This is a genomic window from Shewanella maritima, assembly GCF_043643735.1.
GTDB lineage: Bacteria > Pseudomonadota > Gammaproteobacteria > Enterobacterales > Shewanellaceae > Shewanella > Shewanella maritima_A.
The window spans coordinates 115,747-132,743 of record NZ_JBHZSM010000010.1 but is presented as its reverse complement, the minus strand read 5'-3'; the positions used below and the strand labels follow the sequence as shown (position 1 = coordinate 132,743).

Annotated in this window: 11 protein-coding genes; 1 reads left to right on the top strand and 10 read right to left on the bottom strand. The window is 43.7% G+C overall.

Translation table 11 applies throughout. The features are described 5' to 3' along the window. The first annotated feature begins 282 nt into the window (after positions 1-282). Positions 283-2,367, top strand: a complete 2,085-nt coding sequence (gene fusA, locus ACHUGF_RS12245) for an elongation factor G (RefSeq protein ID WP_394131557.1) — start codon at positions 283-285, stop codon at positions 2,365-2,367. Positions 2,368-2,554: 187 nt separating this feature from the next. On the opposite strand, the gene katG is transcribed toward fusA, so the two are convergent. The 10 genes from katG to ACHUGF_RS12195 all read right to left on the bottom strand — a co-directional run bounded on the left by katG (position 2,555) and on the right by ACHUGF_RS12195 (position 16,892). Beyond that, the gene (gene katG / locus ACHUGF_RS12240; RefSeq protein ID WP_394131555.1) at positions 2,555-4,714 is read right to left on the bottom strand and encodes a catalase/peroxidase HPI; all 2,160 of its coding nucleotides are present in this window, start codon (positions 4,712-4,714) and stop codon (positions 2,555-2,557) included. A gap of 907 nt (positions 4,715-5,621) precedes the next feature. After that, positions 5,622-6,407 (bottom strand): class I SAM-dependent methyltransferase, encoded by a 786-nt coding sequence (locus tag ACHUGF_RS12235; RefSeq protein WP_394131554.1) that lies wholly within the window; start codon positions 6,405-6,407, stop codon positions 5,622-5,624. Positions 6,408-6,605: 198 nt separating this feature from the next. Then, positions 6,606-7,082: a DM13 domain-containing protein gene (locus ACHUGF_RS12230; RefSeq protein WP_394131552.1), complete on the bottom strand. Its 477-nt coding sequence runs from the start codon at positions 7,080-7,082 to the stop codon at positions 6,606-6,608. A gap of 250 nt (positions 7,083-7,332) precedes the next feature. Next, entirely contained in the window at positions 7,333-7,758 is a 426-nt protein-coding gene (locus tag ACHUGF_RS12225) for a nitrate reductase cytochrome c-type subunit (protein WP_394131551.1), read from the bottom strand. Continuing rightward, complete coding sequence (gene napH, locus ACHUGF_RS12220; RefSeq protein WP_394131584.1) at positions 7,755-8,660, bottom strand: quinol dehydrogenase ferredoxin subunit NapH; 906 nt, start codon at positions 8,658-8,660, stop codon at positions 7,755-7,757. The genes ACHUGF_RS12225 and napH overlap by 4 nt, the downstream gene beginning before the upstream one ends. Continuing rightward, entirely contained in the window at positions 8,660-9,394 is a 735-nt protein-coding gene (napG, locus tag ACHUGF_RS12215) for a ferredoxin-type protein NapG (RefSeq protein ID WP_394131549.1), read from the bottom strand. Before napG ends, napH begins: the two co-directional genes overlap by 1 nt. A gap of 33 nt (positions 9,395-9,427) precedes the next feature. Next, the gene (napA, locus tag ACHUGF_RS12210) at positions 9,428-11,911 is read right to left on the bottom strand and encodes a nitrate reductase catalytic subunit NapA (protein WP_394131547.1); all 2,484 of its coding nucleotides are present in this window, start codon (positions 11,909-11,911) and stop codon (positions 9,428-9,430) included. Between the two features lie 444 nt (positions 11,912-12,355). Next, entirely contained in the window at positions 12,356-13,657 is a 1,302-nt protein-coding gene (locus ACHUGF_RS12205) for a lipocalin-like domain-containing protein (RefSeq protein ID WP_394131546.1), read from the bottom strand. Beyond that, positions 13,657-16,203 carry an ABC transporter permease gene (locus ACHUGF_RS12200; protein ID WP_394131544.1) on the bottom strand — a complete coding sequence of 849 codons (2,547 nt, stop codon included), beginning with the start codon at positions 16,201-16,203 and terminating at the stop codon, positions 13,657-13,659. Before ACHUGF_RS12200 ends, ACHUGF_RS12205 begins: the two co-directional genes overlap by 1 nt. Next, positions 16,203-16,892: an ABC transporter ATP-binding protein gene (locus tag ACHUGF_RS12195; RefSeq protein WP_394131542.1), complete on the bottom strand. Its 690-nt coding sequence runs from the start codon at positions 16,890-16,892 to the stop codon at positions 16,203-16,205. The genes ACHUGF_RS12200 and ACHUGF_RS12195 overlap by 1 nt, the downstream gene beginning before the upstream one ends. Between the last annotated feature and the right edge of the window lie 105 nt (positions 16,893-16,997).

Below are 16,997 nucleotides of genomic sequence, written 5' to 3'. Positions count from 1 at the left end.
AAAAAGTACAAGAATGTGAACCAAGGCATATAAAGCCGTGGATTTAGGAAAAAAAATATAAGCGTTCAAAAAATAATCAATAATTTTTAGTTAATTGTTTTACATCTAATATTTAGCTTTTTTATCAATTTTTTTCACCAAAATGGAAGAATAATTGCAACAGCTATTTGCGTGTAGCAAGGTTCCAATTTACAATATGCGCCTTAAATAACCTGATGAGCGGTGTGTCGGTACAATTCGCATACTCCGTCTACTTCTTAAACTAATCATTAAAGTTGAATCATGACCGAATTATCAAAATACAGAAACATTGGTATCTTCGCTCACGTTGACGCGGGTAAAACCACGACCACCGAGCGTATCCTTAAGCTAACCGGTAAGATCCATAAGATCGGTGAAGTTCATGATGGTGAGTCTACAACTGACTTCATGGAACAAGAAGCTGAGCGTGGTATTACCATTCAATCGGCAGCGGTAAGTTGTTTCTGGAACGACCACCGTTTTAACGTTATTGACACTCCTGGTCACGTTGACTTTACAGTAGAAGTATACCGTTCTCTTAAAGTACTTGATGGCGGTGTTGGTGTATTCTGTGGTTCTGGTGGTGTTGAGCCTCAATCAGAGACTAACTGGCGTTATGCTAACGAATCTGAAGTTGCACGTATCATCTTCGTAAACAAGTTAGACCGTATGGGTGCTGACTTCTTACGCGTTGTTAAGCAAACTAAAGACGTACTAGCTGCTAACCCACTAGTAATGGTTCTACCAATCGGTATCGAAGACGAATTCTCTGGTGTTGTTGATCTACTTACTCGTAAAGCATGGGTATGGGATGAAACTGGCCAAGCAGAAAACTACAAGATCGAAGAAGTCCCAGCTGACATGGTTGACCAGGTAGAAGAATACCGCGAAATGTTAATCGAGTCTGCTGTTGAGATGGACGACGATCTAATGGAAGCTTACATGGAAGGTGAAGAGCCATCTATGGAAGACATCAAGCGTTGTATCCGTATGGGTACTCGTACAATGCACTTCTTCCCAACATACTGTGGTTCTGCGTTCAAGAACAAAGGTATGCAGCTTCTTCTTGATGCTGTTGTTGATTACCTACCTAACCCAGTTGAAGTTGACCCTCAGCCGTTAACTGACGAAGAAGGTAACGAAACTGGTGAGCACGCACTTGTTGATGTTGCAGAGCCTTTCAAAGCGTTAGCATTCAAAATTATGGATGACCGTTTCGGTGCACTAACTTTCGTACGTATCTACTCAGGTAAGATCAAGAAAGGTGACACCATCCTTAACTCTGCAACAGGTAAAACTGAGCGTGTTGGCCGTATGGTTGAGATGCAAGCAGATGAGCGTAACGAATTAGATTCAGCACAAGCTGGTGACATTATCGCTATCGTTGGTATGAAGAATGTTCAAACTGGTCACACTTTATGTGATGTTAAACATCCTTGTACTCTTGAAGCAATGGTATTCCCAGAGCCAGTAATCTCTATCGCTGTAGCACCTAAAGATAAAGGTGGTAGCGAGAAAATGGGTATCGCTATCGGTAAAATGATTGCAGAAGATCCATCTTTCCGCGTAGAAACTGACGAAGATTCAGGCGAAACCATCCTTAAAGGTATGGGTGAGCTTCACTTAGACATTAAAGTAGACATCCTTAAGCGTACTTACGGTGTTGACCTAATTGTTGGTGAGCCTCAAGTTGCTTACCGTGAAACTATCACTAAGATTACTGAAGATAGCTACACGCATAAGAAACAGTCTGGTGGTTCTGGTCAGTTCGGTAAGATCGACTATGTTATCCGTCCAGGTGAGCAAAACTCTGGTTTCACTTTCAGCTCTTCAGTTGTTGGTGGTAACGTACCTAAAGAATTCTGGCCTGCAGTTGAGAAAGGTTTCGCATCTATGATGCAAACTGGTACTGTTGCTGGTTTCCCAGTACTTGACGTTGAACTAGAACTTACTGATGGTGCTTTCCACGCAGTTGACTCGTCAGCTATCGCGTTCGAAATCGCTGCTAAAGGTGCATTCCGTCAATCTATGCCTAAAGCAGGCGCACAGCTTCTAGAGCCTGTGATGAAAGTTGACGTATTCAGCCCAGAAGACAACGTAGGTGACGTAATCGGTGACCTTAACCGTCGTCGTGGTATGATTTCTGGTCAAGAAGCTGGTACTACTGGTGTTCGCATTAAAGGTGACGTACCGTTATCTGAAATGTTCGGTTACATCGGTTCTCTACGTACTATGACTTCTGGTCGTGGTCAGTTCTCTATGGAGTTCTCACACTACGCACCATGTCCTAACAGCGTTGCTGAAAAAGTAATTGCTGAAGTTAAAGAGCGTGAAGCTAACAAGTAATTGTTAAGTAAACATCTTTAATGAAAAACCGCTGCCATTGCAGCGGTTTTTTTATGTCTATTAGATAAGAAAGACTGGTTGATACTCGACCACAAAAAAAGCTATGAGAGTTACAGGCACTCATAGCTTTTTAACTGACATGATGATTAACCCGTTTCAGCAGTCCTTGTTATACGGGTATATCACACTATGCAGGCATATCTGCATTCATTACTTTGACCCATACTGCGATAAAGTCGTGTACAAACTTCTCTTTGCTGTCGTCCTGCGCATAAACTTCTGCATAAGCACGTAGAATAGAGTTTGAACCAAATACTAAATCAGCACGTGTCGCTGTCCATTTAACGTTACCTGTCGCACGCTCAACAATCTCGTAAGAGTTACAACCAGTAGGTTTCCAGCTGTAGTTCATGTCTGTTAAGTTCACAAAGAAATCGTTAGTGAGTGCACCTAGGTTATCGGTAAATTGACCAAATGCTTCACCAGCGTAGTTAGTGCCTAATACGCGTAGACCGCCCACTAGCACTGTCATTTCACACGCAGTTAAGCCAAGTAACTGAGCACGATCTAGCATCATCTCTTCAGGTGTTACTGTGTAGTGTTGTTTCTGCCAGTTACGGAAACCATCTGCTAAAGGCTCAAGCACAGAGAATGAATCTGCATCTGTCATTTCAGCGGTTGCATCACCACGCCCAGTTACAAATGGAACGCTTGCTTCAAAACCAGCGGCTTTTGCAGCTTGTTCGATACCCACATTACCCGCAAGTACAATAACGTCAGCCACGCTCACACCCGCATCGGCAGCAATAGGTTGAAGCACTGATAGTACTTTGTTTAAACGAGCTGGCTCGTTACCTTCCCAGCTGTTCTGTGGCGCAATACGGATACGGGCACCATTTGCACCACCACGCTTATCTGAACCACGGTAAGTACGGGCGCTATCCCATGCCGTTGTTACCATCTCACTGATGGATAAACCGCTATCAGCAATACGTGCTTTTACTGCTTCAACATCGTAGTCCACTGGACCTGCTGGGATTGGGTCTTGCCAAATGAGGTCTTCTGTAGGCACGTCTGGACCAAAGTAGCCTGCTTTAGGCCCCATATCACGGTGAGTTAGTTTGAACCATGCACGGGCGAACACTTCTTCAAAGTAAGCAGGATCTTCGTAGAAACGTTTAGAAATTTTACGGTACTCAGGATCGACTTTTAATGCCATATCAGCATCGGTCATCATTGGGTTATGACGAATGCTGTCATCTTCAACGTCAACGGGCTTATCTTCTTCTGCAATTTCGATTGGTTCCCATTGTGTTGCACCCGCTGGACTTTGTGTTAATGTCCATTCGTGGTTTAACAACATATCAAAGTAACCACCTTTAGCCGTGTTCCACTTCATTGGGAAGGTTGTCCAAGCCCCTTCAATACCACTTGTTACTGTGTCACGGCCAATACCACGAGATTTATGGTTGTTCCAACCTAAACCTTGCTCTTCGATTTCAGCAGCTTCAGGCGCTTCACCTAGGTTGGCTGCATCACCATTACCGTGTGCTTTACCAACTGTGTGACCCCCAGCCGTTAATGCGACAGTTTCTTCATCGTTCATACTCATACGCGCGAAAGTCACACGCATATCTTCAGCCGTTTTCTGTGGGTTAGAAACACCGTCTACCCCTTCAGGGTTCACATAGATAAGCCCCATCATTACCGCAGCAAGTGGATTTTCTAAATCACGCTCACCAGAGTATCGGCTACCTTCACCCCCACTTGGTGCTAACCATTCTTTTTCAGAACCCCAGTACGTATCTTTTTCAGGATGCCAGATATCTTCACGGCCAAAACCAAAACCAAATGTTTTGAAACCCATTGATTCATAAGCCATGGTGCCCGCTAAAATCATTAAGTCAGCCCAGCTAACTTTATTACCATATTTCTTTTTAAGCGGCCAAAGAAGACGGCGTGCCTTATCTAAGTTACCGTTATCAGGCCATGAGTTGAGTGGTGCAAAACGCATGTTACCTGTTCCTCCGCCCCCACGACCATCGGCGTTACGGTAGCTACCAGCTGAGTGCCATGCCAAGCGAATCATTAAGCCGCCATAGTGCCCCCAGTCTGCAGGCCACCAACCTTGACTGTCTGTCATTAATGCTTTCATGTCAGCTTTTAGTGCTTCAACATCTAGGCTTTGAAGTGCTTCGCGATAATTAAATGAATCACCTAATGGGTTCGTTTTATTATCATGTTGGTGCAAAATATCAAGGTTCAGCGCCTTTGGCCACCATGCCATATTGGACATGTTGCTTTCCGTTGCGCCTCCGTGCATTACAGGGCATTTGCTGTTAGACATTATTCAATCTCCTTTACGTGAAATTAATTTGCTCTAAATACCAATGAGTCATGCTTGATGCATCAATAAATGTGCTATTTATAAATTGGATAGCCTAATAATATTAATTGCTAATGTTACTCACTTCATTACTACAAAAATAAAGGTGCTGGGTGTATAGAAATAACTGTTGCTATATTGGCTTTTTGTAAAAAGCTAAAATTCATATAACCCAGCTAATTCTATTTAAGCTTTCTGGCTTAAGGTTTTAATTACTTTAGAAATATTAAGGTTTGCTTATATTTCTGATTTATTTGTATATTTAAGTATTTGCGCTAGCTAAGCTATTTGTTTGTAATTGGCGATACTACGATAATTAATTTGTTTTACATGTGATACAGATCTAATTTACTGTTAAATTTGAGTGTAAAGATTTTTAAATTATGTATCAGGTAACTATCATTTTTTTGTTAATGTGATAGGTGGTTTCTCTTTATTAAGAGTTAATTGTTGTGTTCGGTTTCATTAATAGTGAATGAATATGCATAGTGAATTAAATACTAGCTTAGAAACTTAGAAATGCTTATGTAATTGGCGGCTAATTAATTAATCGCTACTGTACAAATGGTGATTCCTTTCCAATCTTTTGAGGTGTGAGGTGGTATAAGTAAAGATCGCTATACTTGCTTTGAGATTGCTTTGAGATTGCTTTGCGGTAGTGATGTTGATAGTCGTAAAGGCCAACTTTTCTTAGTGATATTTGTTCATTCACCACTCATGCAGCAACAGTTACGTTGCGATCTTGATGAGCATCCACAGTATCAGTCATTTGAACAATGCCTGCTAACCAGATTCAGCAGTATCTTTCTGTGATAAAAGCCTTGTCACTGACTCTTGATGCCTCCTATAACCACTCATTTAACATTATCTATCTAGGCTTTGCACAAATGAACTTGAACATATTAGGGGTGATTGTGATATCTCCTTGTGGACTTTGATAGTGTGCGAAGTTGAGTTCAAGGAGGTTAATTAATGCCTGCTCGCCGATAGCATGGATAGCATTTTGTGCGGGACCTGCAGATAAGGTTGCACGGTAAAAATCTTGACAATTTCGATAGATAAACGGGCAGTTTACTTCAGCTGATTTTACGACCATTAGCCCCGCCTCCTTAAACAGCCGTTCTAATGCGTCATTGATGGATAACTCGAATGGTCCACCGCCTTGTGGTGGTGTCGGTAAGGCGTTACGAATGGTGCTCAACACTGCACTGAAGGCAACTTTATCGGGGGAGGCAAATAACCCCGCGACTATCCAGCCACCTGGTTTACACACCCGTTTAAACTCAGATAAGGCTTGATGGTGGTTTTGTGCATATTGAATAATGTTGGCGGCAAAAACCACGTCGAACTGATTATCGAGATAGGGCAGGCGCTCAATATCACCGATATCGAATGTTACGTCGTGTAGGGTATCTCGTGCATGGTGAATTAATTCAGGCGTCGCATCAATGCCTACCACCTGTGCACCTAATGTTCTTGCTAAGGCACAGGCTCCTCCACCACCACAACCCACATCAAGTAATTTGGTATGTTGATTAACGCCGCAAGCTGACAACATGGCATTCCACAAAGGCACGTGTTGCATTTCTTGTAATTCAGCCCAATCAATGGCTCTGGCACCCCAATGTTTACTTTGTTGCTGAGCACTCCCCATACTTCCTCCCTGAAAGCGACTTTTATTAATACGCAGCCGTACTAAAACCTGTAGTAGCAGGTTCAGTTTTTGTTATTCAAGTGAGGTCGGCGGCGCTAAATGATAATAAGTAAAGATTTAGCGCCATGGTATGGGTGAACAGTATGAATATTAGCAATATCGGTCATAAGTATGCGTAGTGACAGTACAGCAACGCAATTAACGGTATTGAGCTGAGGTAATGAATTCCCCGAAGGTTTCACACCAAATGATCACTGTGTTGTATTGGCTTAAGTCCACATTATTTGGCAGTTCAACAGCAAAGCCATCAAAACTTTTAACGTCGCCAATGAGTTGCATTTGTGACTTCAATTGATTGAACTGTGCTTCATCTTCAACAAAATCAGGTGCTAAATAGATTTTAAAGTCAGGGCCAGCTGACAATTCACCTTCCAGTGCAATGAAATCTTGGCTCAGTGATACCTTTCCTTCACCCCAGTGCAAAGCGTCGCTGCCTGCACGATCACGATCGAATCTTGCTTCATAAATCGCATTTTGATTGATAGAGGCAAGTTGTTGCGTATCTGGTGCGTTAGCTGCAGTTAAGATGGGAAGGGTATAAATACCAGTAGCAAAGCCGACAACACCTACCAGTAAGTGACTGGCGATAAGACCCGCTATTAAACCTTTTTTCATGAGCTTTCCTATTAAATAAATACAGTATGATAAAACTTTCGCTAAGTGCTTCATCTTGATGGTTTAATAGACCTGCAATACGGCGATTTTATTTCAGCTTAATCATTTTGACTTACTCTTCGGCAAATTTAGTTAATCAAACCTGAAGCTATCATCAACATCGTTGTTGAATGAGGGATGCATAAAAAAGCCACTTCAAATGAAGTGGCTTTGTCATTATTGCTTTATTGGCAACAAGGTTAGTAGCGGGTTACTTGCTGAACTTATTACCTACAATTTGCTGCTTGTTCTCAGCCTGTGCAACATGGCACTGATCGCAGAAGTAGAATGCATTATTAAAGCTTCCATCAGCCTTAACGTGAGTTGCATCAACAGGTGTCGCCTTCATACGAGCTGCTTTTTCTGTGCTGTGACAGTTCAAACAGCCATTTTTACTTGCTGAAATCGCATAGGTATCACGATGTGGTACTAATGGCGGTTGATGTTCAAAAGTACGTTCGATTGATGTACCGCGGCTTGGATAAACTGACATTTCATTAGCAGGACGGACATCTGTTACTTTCATTTCACCAGCTAGAGAGGTGACCTTTACCGGTGCGGCATTTTGTTCAACTTGCTGACCTGAGCAAGCACTGATCGCTAGCACCATAGCGGCTAGAGTTAGCATCTTTTTCATGTGTTGTTCTCCACCTTAAGAGGAATTCTATTCGAAGAATGGGTATTAAATCGGTTGTTAATCTGGAATACGCGCGGTGCACAAACATCAATACAACGGCCACACAGGGTGCAATCACTATCAAGTACCATGGTTTGAGTACTGTTTTTCTTCAGTACAGGTTTTAACACCTGACGTTCTGGACAAACAGTGAAGCAATCCATGCAGTTATTGCATTTTTCAGCGTGAACAGCATTGATTTTTAATGGGCTAACTTTGCCGATTAATGAGAAGAGTGCGCCTGTTGGGCACAAGTGACTGCACCAAGCTCTTTCAACCACAAAGGTGTCGAGCAAGAAGATCATCGCTAAAATCCATAAACCACTGCCTGCGCCAAATAGCACTGCGCGATAGACAATCGGTACTGGGTTTAACCATTCCCACACTGTGAAGCCTGTTAATATCGGTAGAACTAATACTAATGCCAGTAAGTAATAGCGTAAGTTTCTTGGCATCTCGCTGGTACGAGGTAGCGCCAATTTACGTCTACACCAACTTGCTAAGTCTGTAATGATATTAACTGGACATACCCAGCTACAAAATACTCTACCGCCCAGTAATGCATAGCTTGCAATAATGATGGCTGCACCAATCAATAAGCTTAGCTCTGGCCAGTGACCTGCAAATAACACTTGCAGAGTTACCAGTGGGTCACTCAATGGGATGGTATCGAGTAGCAGACTAGATGATAAATTGCCTTTAAGCAGCCATAGGCCAAATAGAGGGCCAATAGCAAATAGGCTCAACAAGGTTAGCTGGCTGATTCTGCGCAGAAATAAAAACTTATGTGCGCCGAACCATCCGAGCTGCTCAACGGCTTCTTTAGCAAAGCCCTTGTCATGTTGTGGGCTAGTTGAACTCATCATATTGATAGCCCCTTATTTAACATATCTAGTGTGGTTTCTTCCGTGTTTTGGTATGTGTCGTGATCAGCCGTTTTACCAAGGGCAATATGACTGGGCAGTACTTTAATCACAGCTTGCTCAGTGACGCAGGCATGCTCGCACTTACCACAACCCGTACATGAATCTGGGTTAATTGTTGGTAAGAACATCGCATGATGACCGCTTTTACGGTTACGCTGCAGTTCAATGGTGATGGCATCATCAATTAACGGACAAACCCGATAACACACATCACATCGCAAACCTTTAAAGTTAAGACAGTTCTTTTCATCAATCAGTACAGCAATACCCATTTTCGAATCGTCGATATTCTCTAAGCTGTGATCAAGTGACCCCGTTGGGCAAACTTTCACACAGGGAATGTCGTCGCACATCTCGCAAGGGATATCGCGCGCTGTGAAATAGGGCGTACCTGTTGCCGCCCCATCAAACCAGCGTGCCAGTTTCAATGTGTCGTAAGGGCAAGCCTCAACACATAAACCACAACGCACACAGGCTGACAAAAAGTTGTCTTCGTCCAGTGCCCCTGGTGGGCGAATAGCAAGGGGATCACGTTGGCTAGATTGGGTTGCCAAAGTGGTCAACCCAACGCCCATGATACCCATCACACAACTGGCTTTCGCTGTTGTGGCAAGAAATTGTCTGCGATTCTTATTCGCTACACTTCTTGTTTTGCTATTTGCACTACACATAGTTCACTCTTCCGTCTGTACACAAAAGCTTGTTTAAGCTTTCATCACTTTCACAGGACACTTCTTGAAATCTGTCTCTTTTGACAGTGGGTCAGTGGCATCCAGTAATAGCTTGTTGACGAGTTGGCGCGCATCGAAGAACGGCATAAATACCACACCTTGAGGTGGCTTATTACGGCCCTTAGTTTCAACACGGGTTTTCACTTCACCACGAGGGGAAGCAACAACCACTTCGTCGCCACGTTTTAGTCCGCGAGCTTTTGCGTCTTCTGGGTGCATAAAGATTTGTGCATCAGAATAAGCGCGGGCTAGCTCAGGAACACGAGCTGTCATAGATGCAGTGTGCCAGTGCTCAAGCACACGGCCGGTAGACATCCATAAATCGTATTCTGAATTTGGTTCTTCTGCAGCAGGCTCATATGGAAGCGCGAAAATAACCGCTTTACCGTCTGGCTTACCGTAGAAGTTGTAGCCTTCACCAGCCTTAACATACGGATCGCTACCTTCAACAAAGCGGCGAAGCGTTTCTTTGCCGTTAACAACAGGCCAGCGCTTACCACGGTTTTCATGGTAAGTATCGAAAGCGTCAAGGTCGTGAGCGTGGCCACGGCCAAACTGTGCATACTCTTCAAAAATACCTTTTTGAATGTAGTATCCAAAGTGTTCACTTTCTTCGTTCATGTCGCCTTTACAGTCTGACACTGGGTACTTGTTGATTTCGCCATTAGCGAATAACACATCGTAAAGCGTCTTATCAGCCACTTCTGGTTGTTTAGCAATTAACTCTGCAGGCCATACTTCAGACACTTTGAAGCGTTTTGAGAACTCAACAAGCTGCCATAAGTCCGACTTAGCACCTGTTGGAGCTTTAACTTGTTGGTGCCACATATGAGTACGACGTTCTGCGTTACCGTAAGCACCTTCTTTTTCTACCCACATTGCTGTTGGTAAAATCAAGTCAGCAGCAGTCGCTGTCACTGTTGGATATGGATCTGATACAACAATGAAATTTTCTGGGTTACGGAAGCCCGGGTATATTTCTTCATTGATGTTCGGGCCTGCTTGCATGTTGTTGGTACACATAGTCCAGTAACAGTTAAGCTTGCCGTCTTTCAACATACGGCTTTGTAATACTGCGTGAAAACCCGGTTTGGGTGGAATGGTGCCATCAGGGATGTTCCACAGTTTTTCAGTCATTTCACGGTGTTTAGGGTTAGCAACAACCATGTCAGCAGGTAGACGGTGAGCAAACGTACCCACTTCACGAGCAGTACCACAAGCTGAAGGCTGACCTGTTAGTGAGAATGGTGAGTTACCTGGTGTCGAGATCTTACCCGTCAGTAAGTGAATGTTGTAAAGCATGTTGTTTGCCCACACACCACGAACGTGCTGGTTAATACCCATGGTCCATAAGCTCATCACTTTTTGGTTTGGATCGGCGTAAACCTTCGCTAGCTCATTAAGGTTTTCAACCGGCACACCACTCATCTTAGATGCGTATTCAGCTGTGTATGTGCTAACAAACTCAGCATATTCATCAAAGCTGATAGGTACAGACTTACCGTTACCTGGGTTTTTCGCTTTTTTCTCAAGCGGATGATCTGGACGTAAACCGTAACCAATATCTGTTGTACCAAGCGCAAACTTGGTGTGCTTATTAACGAAATCTTTATTAACACCATTATTCTGGATGATGTAATTTGCCACGAAGTTTAAGATCACTAGGTCAGATTGTGGCTTAAAGATCATTGGGTTATCTGCAAGGTCAAAGCTGCGGTGTTCAAATGTAGATAACACATGTACTTTTGCATCTTTATTACTTAAGCGACGGTCTGTTAAACGTGCCCATAATACTGGGTGCATTTCAGCCATATTCGCACCCCAAAGTACGAAGTTTTCACCCGCTTCAATATCATCGTAACAGCCCATTGGCTCATCGATACCAAAGGTACGCATGAAGCCACCTACCGCAGAAGCCATACAGTGACGAGCATTAGGGTCGATGTTGTTAGTACGGAAACCGGCTTTGTGCAGTTTAGATGCTGCATAACCTTCCCATACGGTCCATTGACCTGAACCAAACATACCGACAGAAGTTGGGCCTTTCTTCGCTAGGCTAGCTTTCCACTTCTCAGCCATGGTGTCGAGTGCTACGTCCCAGCTTACGGGCGTGAACTCACCATTTTTATCGTATTTACCATCGGTCATACGAAGTAGTGGCGAATCTAGACGGTCTTTGCCGTACATGATTTTTGATAGGAAGTAGCCTTTAATACAGTTTAGGCCTTTGTTTACTGGGCTTTCTGGGTCACCTTTGGTGGCAACGACTTTGCCTTCTTTGGTACCGACTAACACACTACAACCTACACCACAGAAGCGACATGGGGCTTTATCCCACTTGATGTCACTTTTGGTGTCGGCGGCTTGCACAACTTTGATTGGCAGTGCAATACCCACTGCCGACGCAGCTGCAGTGGCGGCGTTGGCTTTTAGAAACTCGCGACGGCTAATGCTCATGGTGTTCCTCACTCTCTTTTTTTGATAGTAAATTCGTCAAACTGGATGCCACAGAACATACTCATCAAAGTACTGTGACGGTAATTTTAGTTTAAACCTCACATTTCCTATGGGTATACCTCTGAATGAGTATAGTGATTAATACTCGTACAAGATCACATTTTTCCGTGTGACTTGAATCTCATTTTGTTCAATCAAAAGTCGCTGTTTTAGGAAAGCCTATATCAGAGGGTGTTAACTTAATATTAACAACTGAAAGTGGCATAAAACGCCACCTTGGATTAACGCTTTAAAGTTAAAGGGTTAATGAAATGTTCACTTTTATGGATTAACTATTTAGATATAGAAATGTGATCTAATAGTTGTGAAAAGGTCAAAATTATTGCTAGGTGATGTTGTCTTGAAACGACGGGTTTGAAGGCTTACGGCAAAAAAACGAAGAGACTAATACCCGGTTAATTCCATATAACCACTACCTTGGTGAGTGCCGCTAAACTCAATCGGCCCTTCCCAATATGACACAGATAATGGCATGTCACTTTGCGGATTAAGTGCACGAGTATGGATGTCAATATTGACTCCTCCTGCGTCATCAGCAATGCGAATATGCCATTGCGTTGGGTGTTTGCCCAGGGCAGTATTTGTCCATTTTGTGGGCTGCATTGAGATTAGGTCTGGATGGGTTTGGCTACTATAACTTTTGCCGCTGCCATCACGGTGCATTAACCTCGCACTGTAAAAGTGTGATTGCTCATCTTGCCTGCGCAACTGAAATATCATTAAGGTTTGCACATCATTCAAACGGATAGAAAACCAGTCCCAGCCTTGTTGTGCCTTAGTTAAGAATTGCGAACTCCATTCTCTATCTAACCAAGCTATACCGCTGACATTATCTACTTTTCCTTGGCGAATGACTTGGCCTGAAACCTCGATATATGGCTGGCTATAGTAGTATGAAGCCACGGCATTATCAGCGCTTTTGGTACTGTACCCTTTGTCGCCTTGACGTTGATAGGGGGCTTGTCTACTGAGTTTAAGTTGATAGCCAAATTCAGGTTCATTAACCGACAGTGTGGCTGGAAACATATCGCCATTTTGATCTTCGCTTAGCCATTGCCATTGATTTAACGACACAGCAAAAGGGGCATTTTGCACTGCAGCCAAGCTTGGGTGAGCACGTGACCATTGCTCAGCCGTGTAATGTTGCTTTGATGACGTGAGCGCAGCATGTGCCATATACAGTTGCTGAGTTGCCCAAGGTGTATGCGCCTTTTCGTCTGCTTGGCTGGTAGTTGCTTGGCTTATAGTTAATTGGGAAGACGGTAGCGTTGTCTCTGGCGCTGATTTTTGTGGTGACTTTTGTGATGAATCTGGCGGCGAAAGCGCCACACGAAATTGGGTCCATTGCAGACCTAATAGCTCGCCTGATTCTGTGGTTAAATTTGCCGTTAAATACCACCACTCTTGACGATAATCATCATGGGCTTGATGATCTGCTGGGAAGTTAATCTGTCTATCAGGCGTAACCTCAGTGTAGCCATCAATAGAATGGCCTAAAACACTGCCCATGCTCAGTTTGTCGCTTTGAGATGAATTGTCAGCATGTTGTGGGCTGCAACCTGTGATGAATATCACCAAGCACAATAAGCATGTTAACCAGACACAATTTGCCAATTGGAGATGACTATTGCTTGAAATAAATAGTGCTTGAAGATCAGACAAGCGGTGAGCGTGATGATTGCACATTACAGACTCTCCTGTTGCAGACTGGATATAAGCGGCTTTCGGGTTTGCCAGTACAACGGCAATGCTACTGCTGCCATACAGCTGATGATGGAGATAACGACCACTTGTAGGTAACTTGCCCAATCCCAAATCATGTCAATACTCCAGCCGAACGCTTGCAAGGTCACTTTATTAATCACAAAGTAGCCCAGTAGTGCGCCCATAGGCATGGCAATTAAGCAGGTTAACAGCACCATTAATAGCATCTGTGCCATCACCATCAATTGCAGTTGTTTGCGTGATACGCCCATTGAATACAGTCTTGCCAGTGGTGCTAGTCGAGACTGGGTCAACATAGTTGCCGCACTGAATAAACCGATTGCCGCAACAATCAAGGTCAAACTATTGAGTACTAAGGTAATCGAAAAAGTCCGCTGAAAAATACTAATGGCTTCTTTTTTAATCTTTTTTTGGCTATACATGGATGACGTGGTCAGTCCTAACGTCGTGGTTAATTCACTCTGTAGTGCGGTTAAATCACCTAGATAACTCACTGCCACGCTAATTGGTGTATTGGGCAGCGGTGATGATTGCCATAAGGTAGGGGAGATCACGGCTTCACCCGATGGATTACCATAATCAAAATACACTGCACCGACAGTTAACTCTTGGTCAAGTTTGTTTATCTTGATGCTATCGCCTAATTGATAGTGATATTTGATGCTTAATGGCTCGCTGATCATCACTTGTTTGCCTTGCTTAAACTGAGGCCAAAAGTCATGAGTTTGCAATTTAAACGCAGAGGTTAATTCTATTGAGGCGATATCTCGGCTCACTAATGCGATATCAATAGCTGCAGGATGTTTGCTATCAGTCAATTTTGCTGTGGTTCGCCACTGAGTGTACAGGGTGTCAACCAAGGGCTGTTTTTGTAAAAATGCCTGAGTATCTGCCATTTTTTGCGAGCTCGGTCTGATATATAAGTCGGCATGTAGGCGTGATTCAAGCCAGTTCTTTAAGGTCACTTCAAAGCTGCCTACCAATGTATTCATGGAAATATTGGCACTAATGGCGAGCAGCATAGCCATCATGGCTAATGACAATGGCGCAATAATTTGGCGGGTCTCGGCAATGGTATACTGCACGATACCTGAAGGTTTAGTTAGTTCGAGTAACTTGATTAAACCAGACAATAACCAAGGCAGCATAAGTGGAATTGCAACGGTTACCCCACCTAACAATATAAGGCTGTGTTGATAGCGCTCAGTGAATAGAAAGAGCACGCAGCAAATGATAATCAGGCAAGCACCAAAGGTAAATTGTTTACGATGAAAGCGTCGGTAATGTTGGCTTTGAGGCTGCTTAAACGCCCCTTGAGCTAATGGAGTACGGATCAGCCCTCTTAACATTGGAATACAAGCAAATATGGCTGACACTAAGGTTAAGCTTAGGGCTTGATAGAACCATTGCCATTGCCATAACCCTGGCATCAATTTGGCACCGTATAATTGCTCAAGCGTTAATGCCACCATAGGTTGCAACCATTGTGATAGTTGCAGGCCAACAATGAACCCCAAGGCCGTGCCAATCAAGACTAATACAACTAGCTCAACAACAATGGCAGCCATTAAATTACCGCGGCTTACCCCTTGCTGCATTAATTGAACGCATAAAGCTTGTCGCTTCATCAGGCTATAACGCACTCCGTTGTAGGCAATAAATAAGCCCACCAAAAATGCCAGCATGCCCATGGCTTTGAGGTTTAAGTGAAAACTATCGGTTAATGCACTAAGCGATTCACCTTCGTCATCCGCTTGAATCGATAGTTGCGCTAAATCGATATTGGCTGCAGTTAATACTTGATTGATTTGCGCGACCAATTCTGGCTTAGTTTGTCCTTCAAAGCTGGGAAACACAGCCACATAGCTCAATTTCCCCACTTTATTCAGCAGTGGCTGTGCAATTGAAATATCTGCCAGTAGAGCATTGCCTAAACCTGCACTGTCACTTATGCGGATCACCGCTAACTCTTGCTGGTTTAGACTGGCGATATTATTGGGAGAAACACGCTGTGCTAATGACTCACTCATCATAATGGCGCCGTGGCCATTGATCAGTTGTGCGAGTGGTATCTCAGTGTTGATTGGGTTGTTATCAGGTTTCTTTGTTGATGGTGTAGCCGATGATGTTGTGGATTGCGCCGTATTGGGCGCACTGATCGCAGCAACAATGTCATTGCCAGTGACTTGCCAGCCTTGACCATTTGGCCCCATGGCAATGCCTTCTACAACGGGCAAGCCTTTAATCCCAGCTTGGGCAAGGGCAAAGTAAACCTTTTCATCAATATCGGTCGTGACAGAAGGGCTGATATAGGCACTGGCACGTTGGCTGAGTAATTCAGTGGCCTGACTGTAACTGTTAATCGCATTTTCATTGGTGGCTTTAACCCCAATAAGCAAGGTGACAGCCAGCATAATCCCTATCAATATCGCACTCGCCTGCACGGGGGAGTGGCGATAATGATTAATGAAAACCTTACTGGTTAGCGATAACTGTAGCCAAGACATTAGCGCGTGCTCGCCAGCTGACTGTGGTGTATCTGACCACTCTCTAAATGCCAACCTTGATGCATATAATTAGCACACTCTTGACTGTGGGTGACCATCAGCACACAAGTTTGTTGTTTACTCGCCAGAGACGTTAATAAGCTCATCACCTCCAAACTAGCGCTATGGTCTAAATTACCTGTTGGTTCATCGGCAAGTAATAGTGCTGGTTTGTGGGCGAGTGCACGAGCAATCGCCACTCGTTGCTGCTGTCCACCAGATAAAGCCTCGACTTCACGATTGAGTAAAGCTGAAATCCCTAATGCATCGACTAAATGATCGCACCAATCATCCCAAGCCAATCGATTCAGATGCAGTGAAAAGCTAATGTTATCGCGGACATTAAGCGGTGTGAGTAAATTAAATTGCTGAAAAACAACACCTAGGTGTTGATGACGGAATTGACTCCATTGAGGATCTTTCCATTGCTCTGTGTCTTGTTCAAGCAATTGCAGTTGACCTGATGTGGGGTACTCAAAGCCAGCAATGATGTTGAGCAAGGTACTTTTACCACTGCCACTGGCACCCGTTAATGCCACAGTGTCACCTTGATTTAAGGTGAGCTGTAATGCATCAAGCACCTGATGTTGTGTGTCACCATCGGTGAAACTTTTGTAAATGTTATCCAGCTGTACAATTGGGTGACTCATGGCATTCCTTGTCATTTAGCAAGTTAAGTACAAATGGCTTAATGTTGTCAGCTAAACACGTGCACTCATTCTGTTAGTGCTAGCATAACCAGTTGTAAATCGTAT

Bases quoted from the DNA above. Each gene is read 5' to 3' on its own strand.
- fusA (WP_394131557.1), top strand. From the start codon at position 283: ATGACCGAATTATCAAAATACAGAAACATTGGTATCTTCGCTCACGTT.
- katG (WP_394131555.1), bottom strand. From the start codon at position 4,714: ATGTCTAACAGCAAATGCCCTGTAATGCACGGAGGCGCAACGGAAAGC.
- ACHUGF_RS12235 (WP_394131554.1), bottom strand. From the start codon at position 6,407: ATGGGGAGTGCTCAGCAACAAAGTAAACATTGGGGTGCCAGAGCCATT.
- ACHUGF_RS12230 (WP_394131552.1), bottom strand. From the start codon at position 7,082: ATGAAAAAAGGTTTAATAGCGGGTCTTATCGCCAGTCACTTACTGGTA.
- ACHUGF_RS12225 (WP_394131551.1), bottom strand. From the start codon at position 7,758: ATGAAAAAGATGCTAACTCTAGCCGCTATGGTGCTAGCGATCAGTGCT.
- napH (WP_394131584.1), bottom strand. From the start codon at position 8,660: ATGAGTTCAACTAGCCCACAACATGACAAGGGCTTTGCTAAAGAAGCC.
- napG (WP_394131549.1), bottom strand. From the start codon at position 9,394: ATGTGTAGTGCAAATAGCAAAACAAGAAGTGTAGCGAATAAGAATCGC.
- napA (WP_394131547.1), bottom strand. From the start codon at position 11,911: ATGAGCATTAGCCGTCGCGAGTTTCTAAAAGCCAACGCCGCCACTGCA.
- ACHUGF_RS12205 (WP_394131546.1), bottom strand. From the start codon at position 13,657: ATGTGCAATCATCACGCTCACCGCTTGTCTGATCTTCAAGCACTATTT.
- ACHUGF_RS12200 (WP_394131544.1), bottom strand. From the start codon at position 16,203: ATGTCTTGGCTACAGTTATCGCTAACCAGTAAGGTTTTCATTAATCAT.
- ACHUGF_RS12195 (WP_394131542.1), bottom strand. From the start codon at position 16,892: ATGAGTCACCCAATTGTACAGCTGGATAACATTTACAAAAGTTTCACC.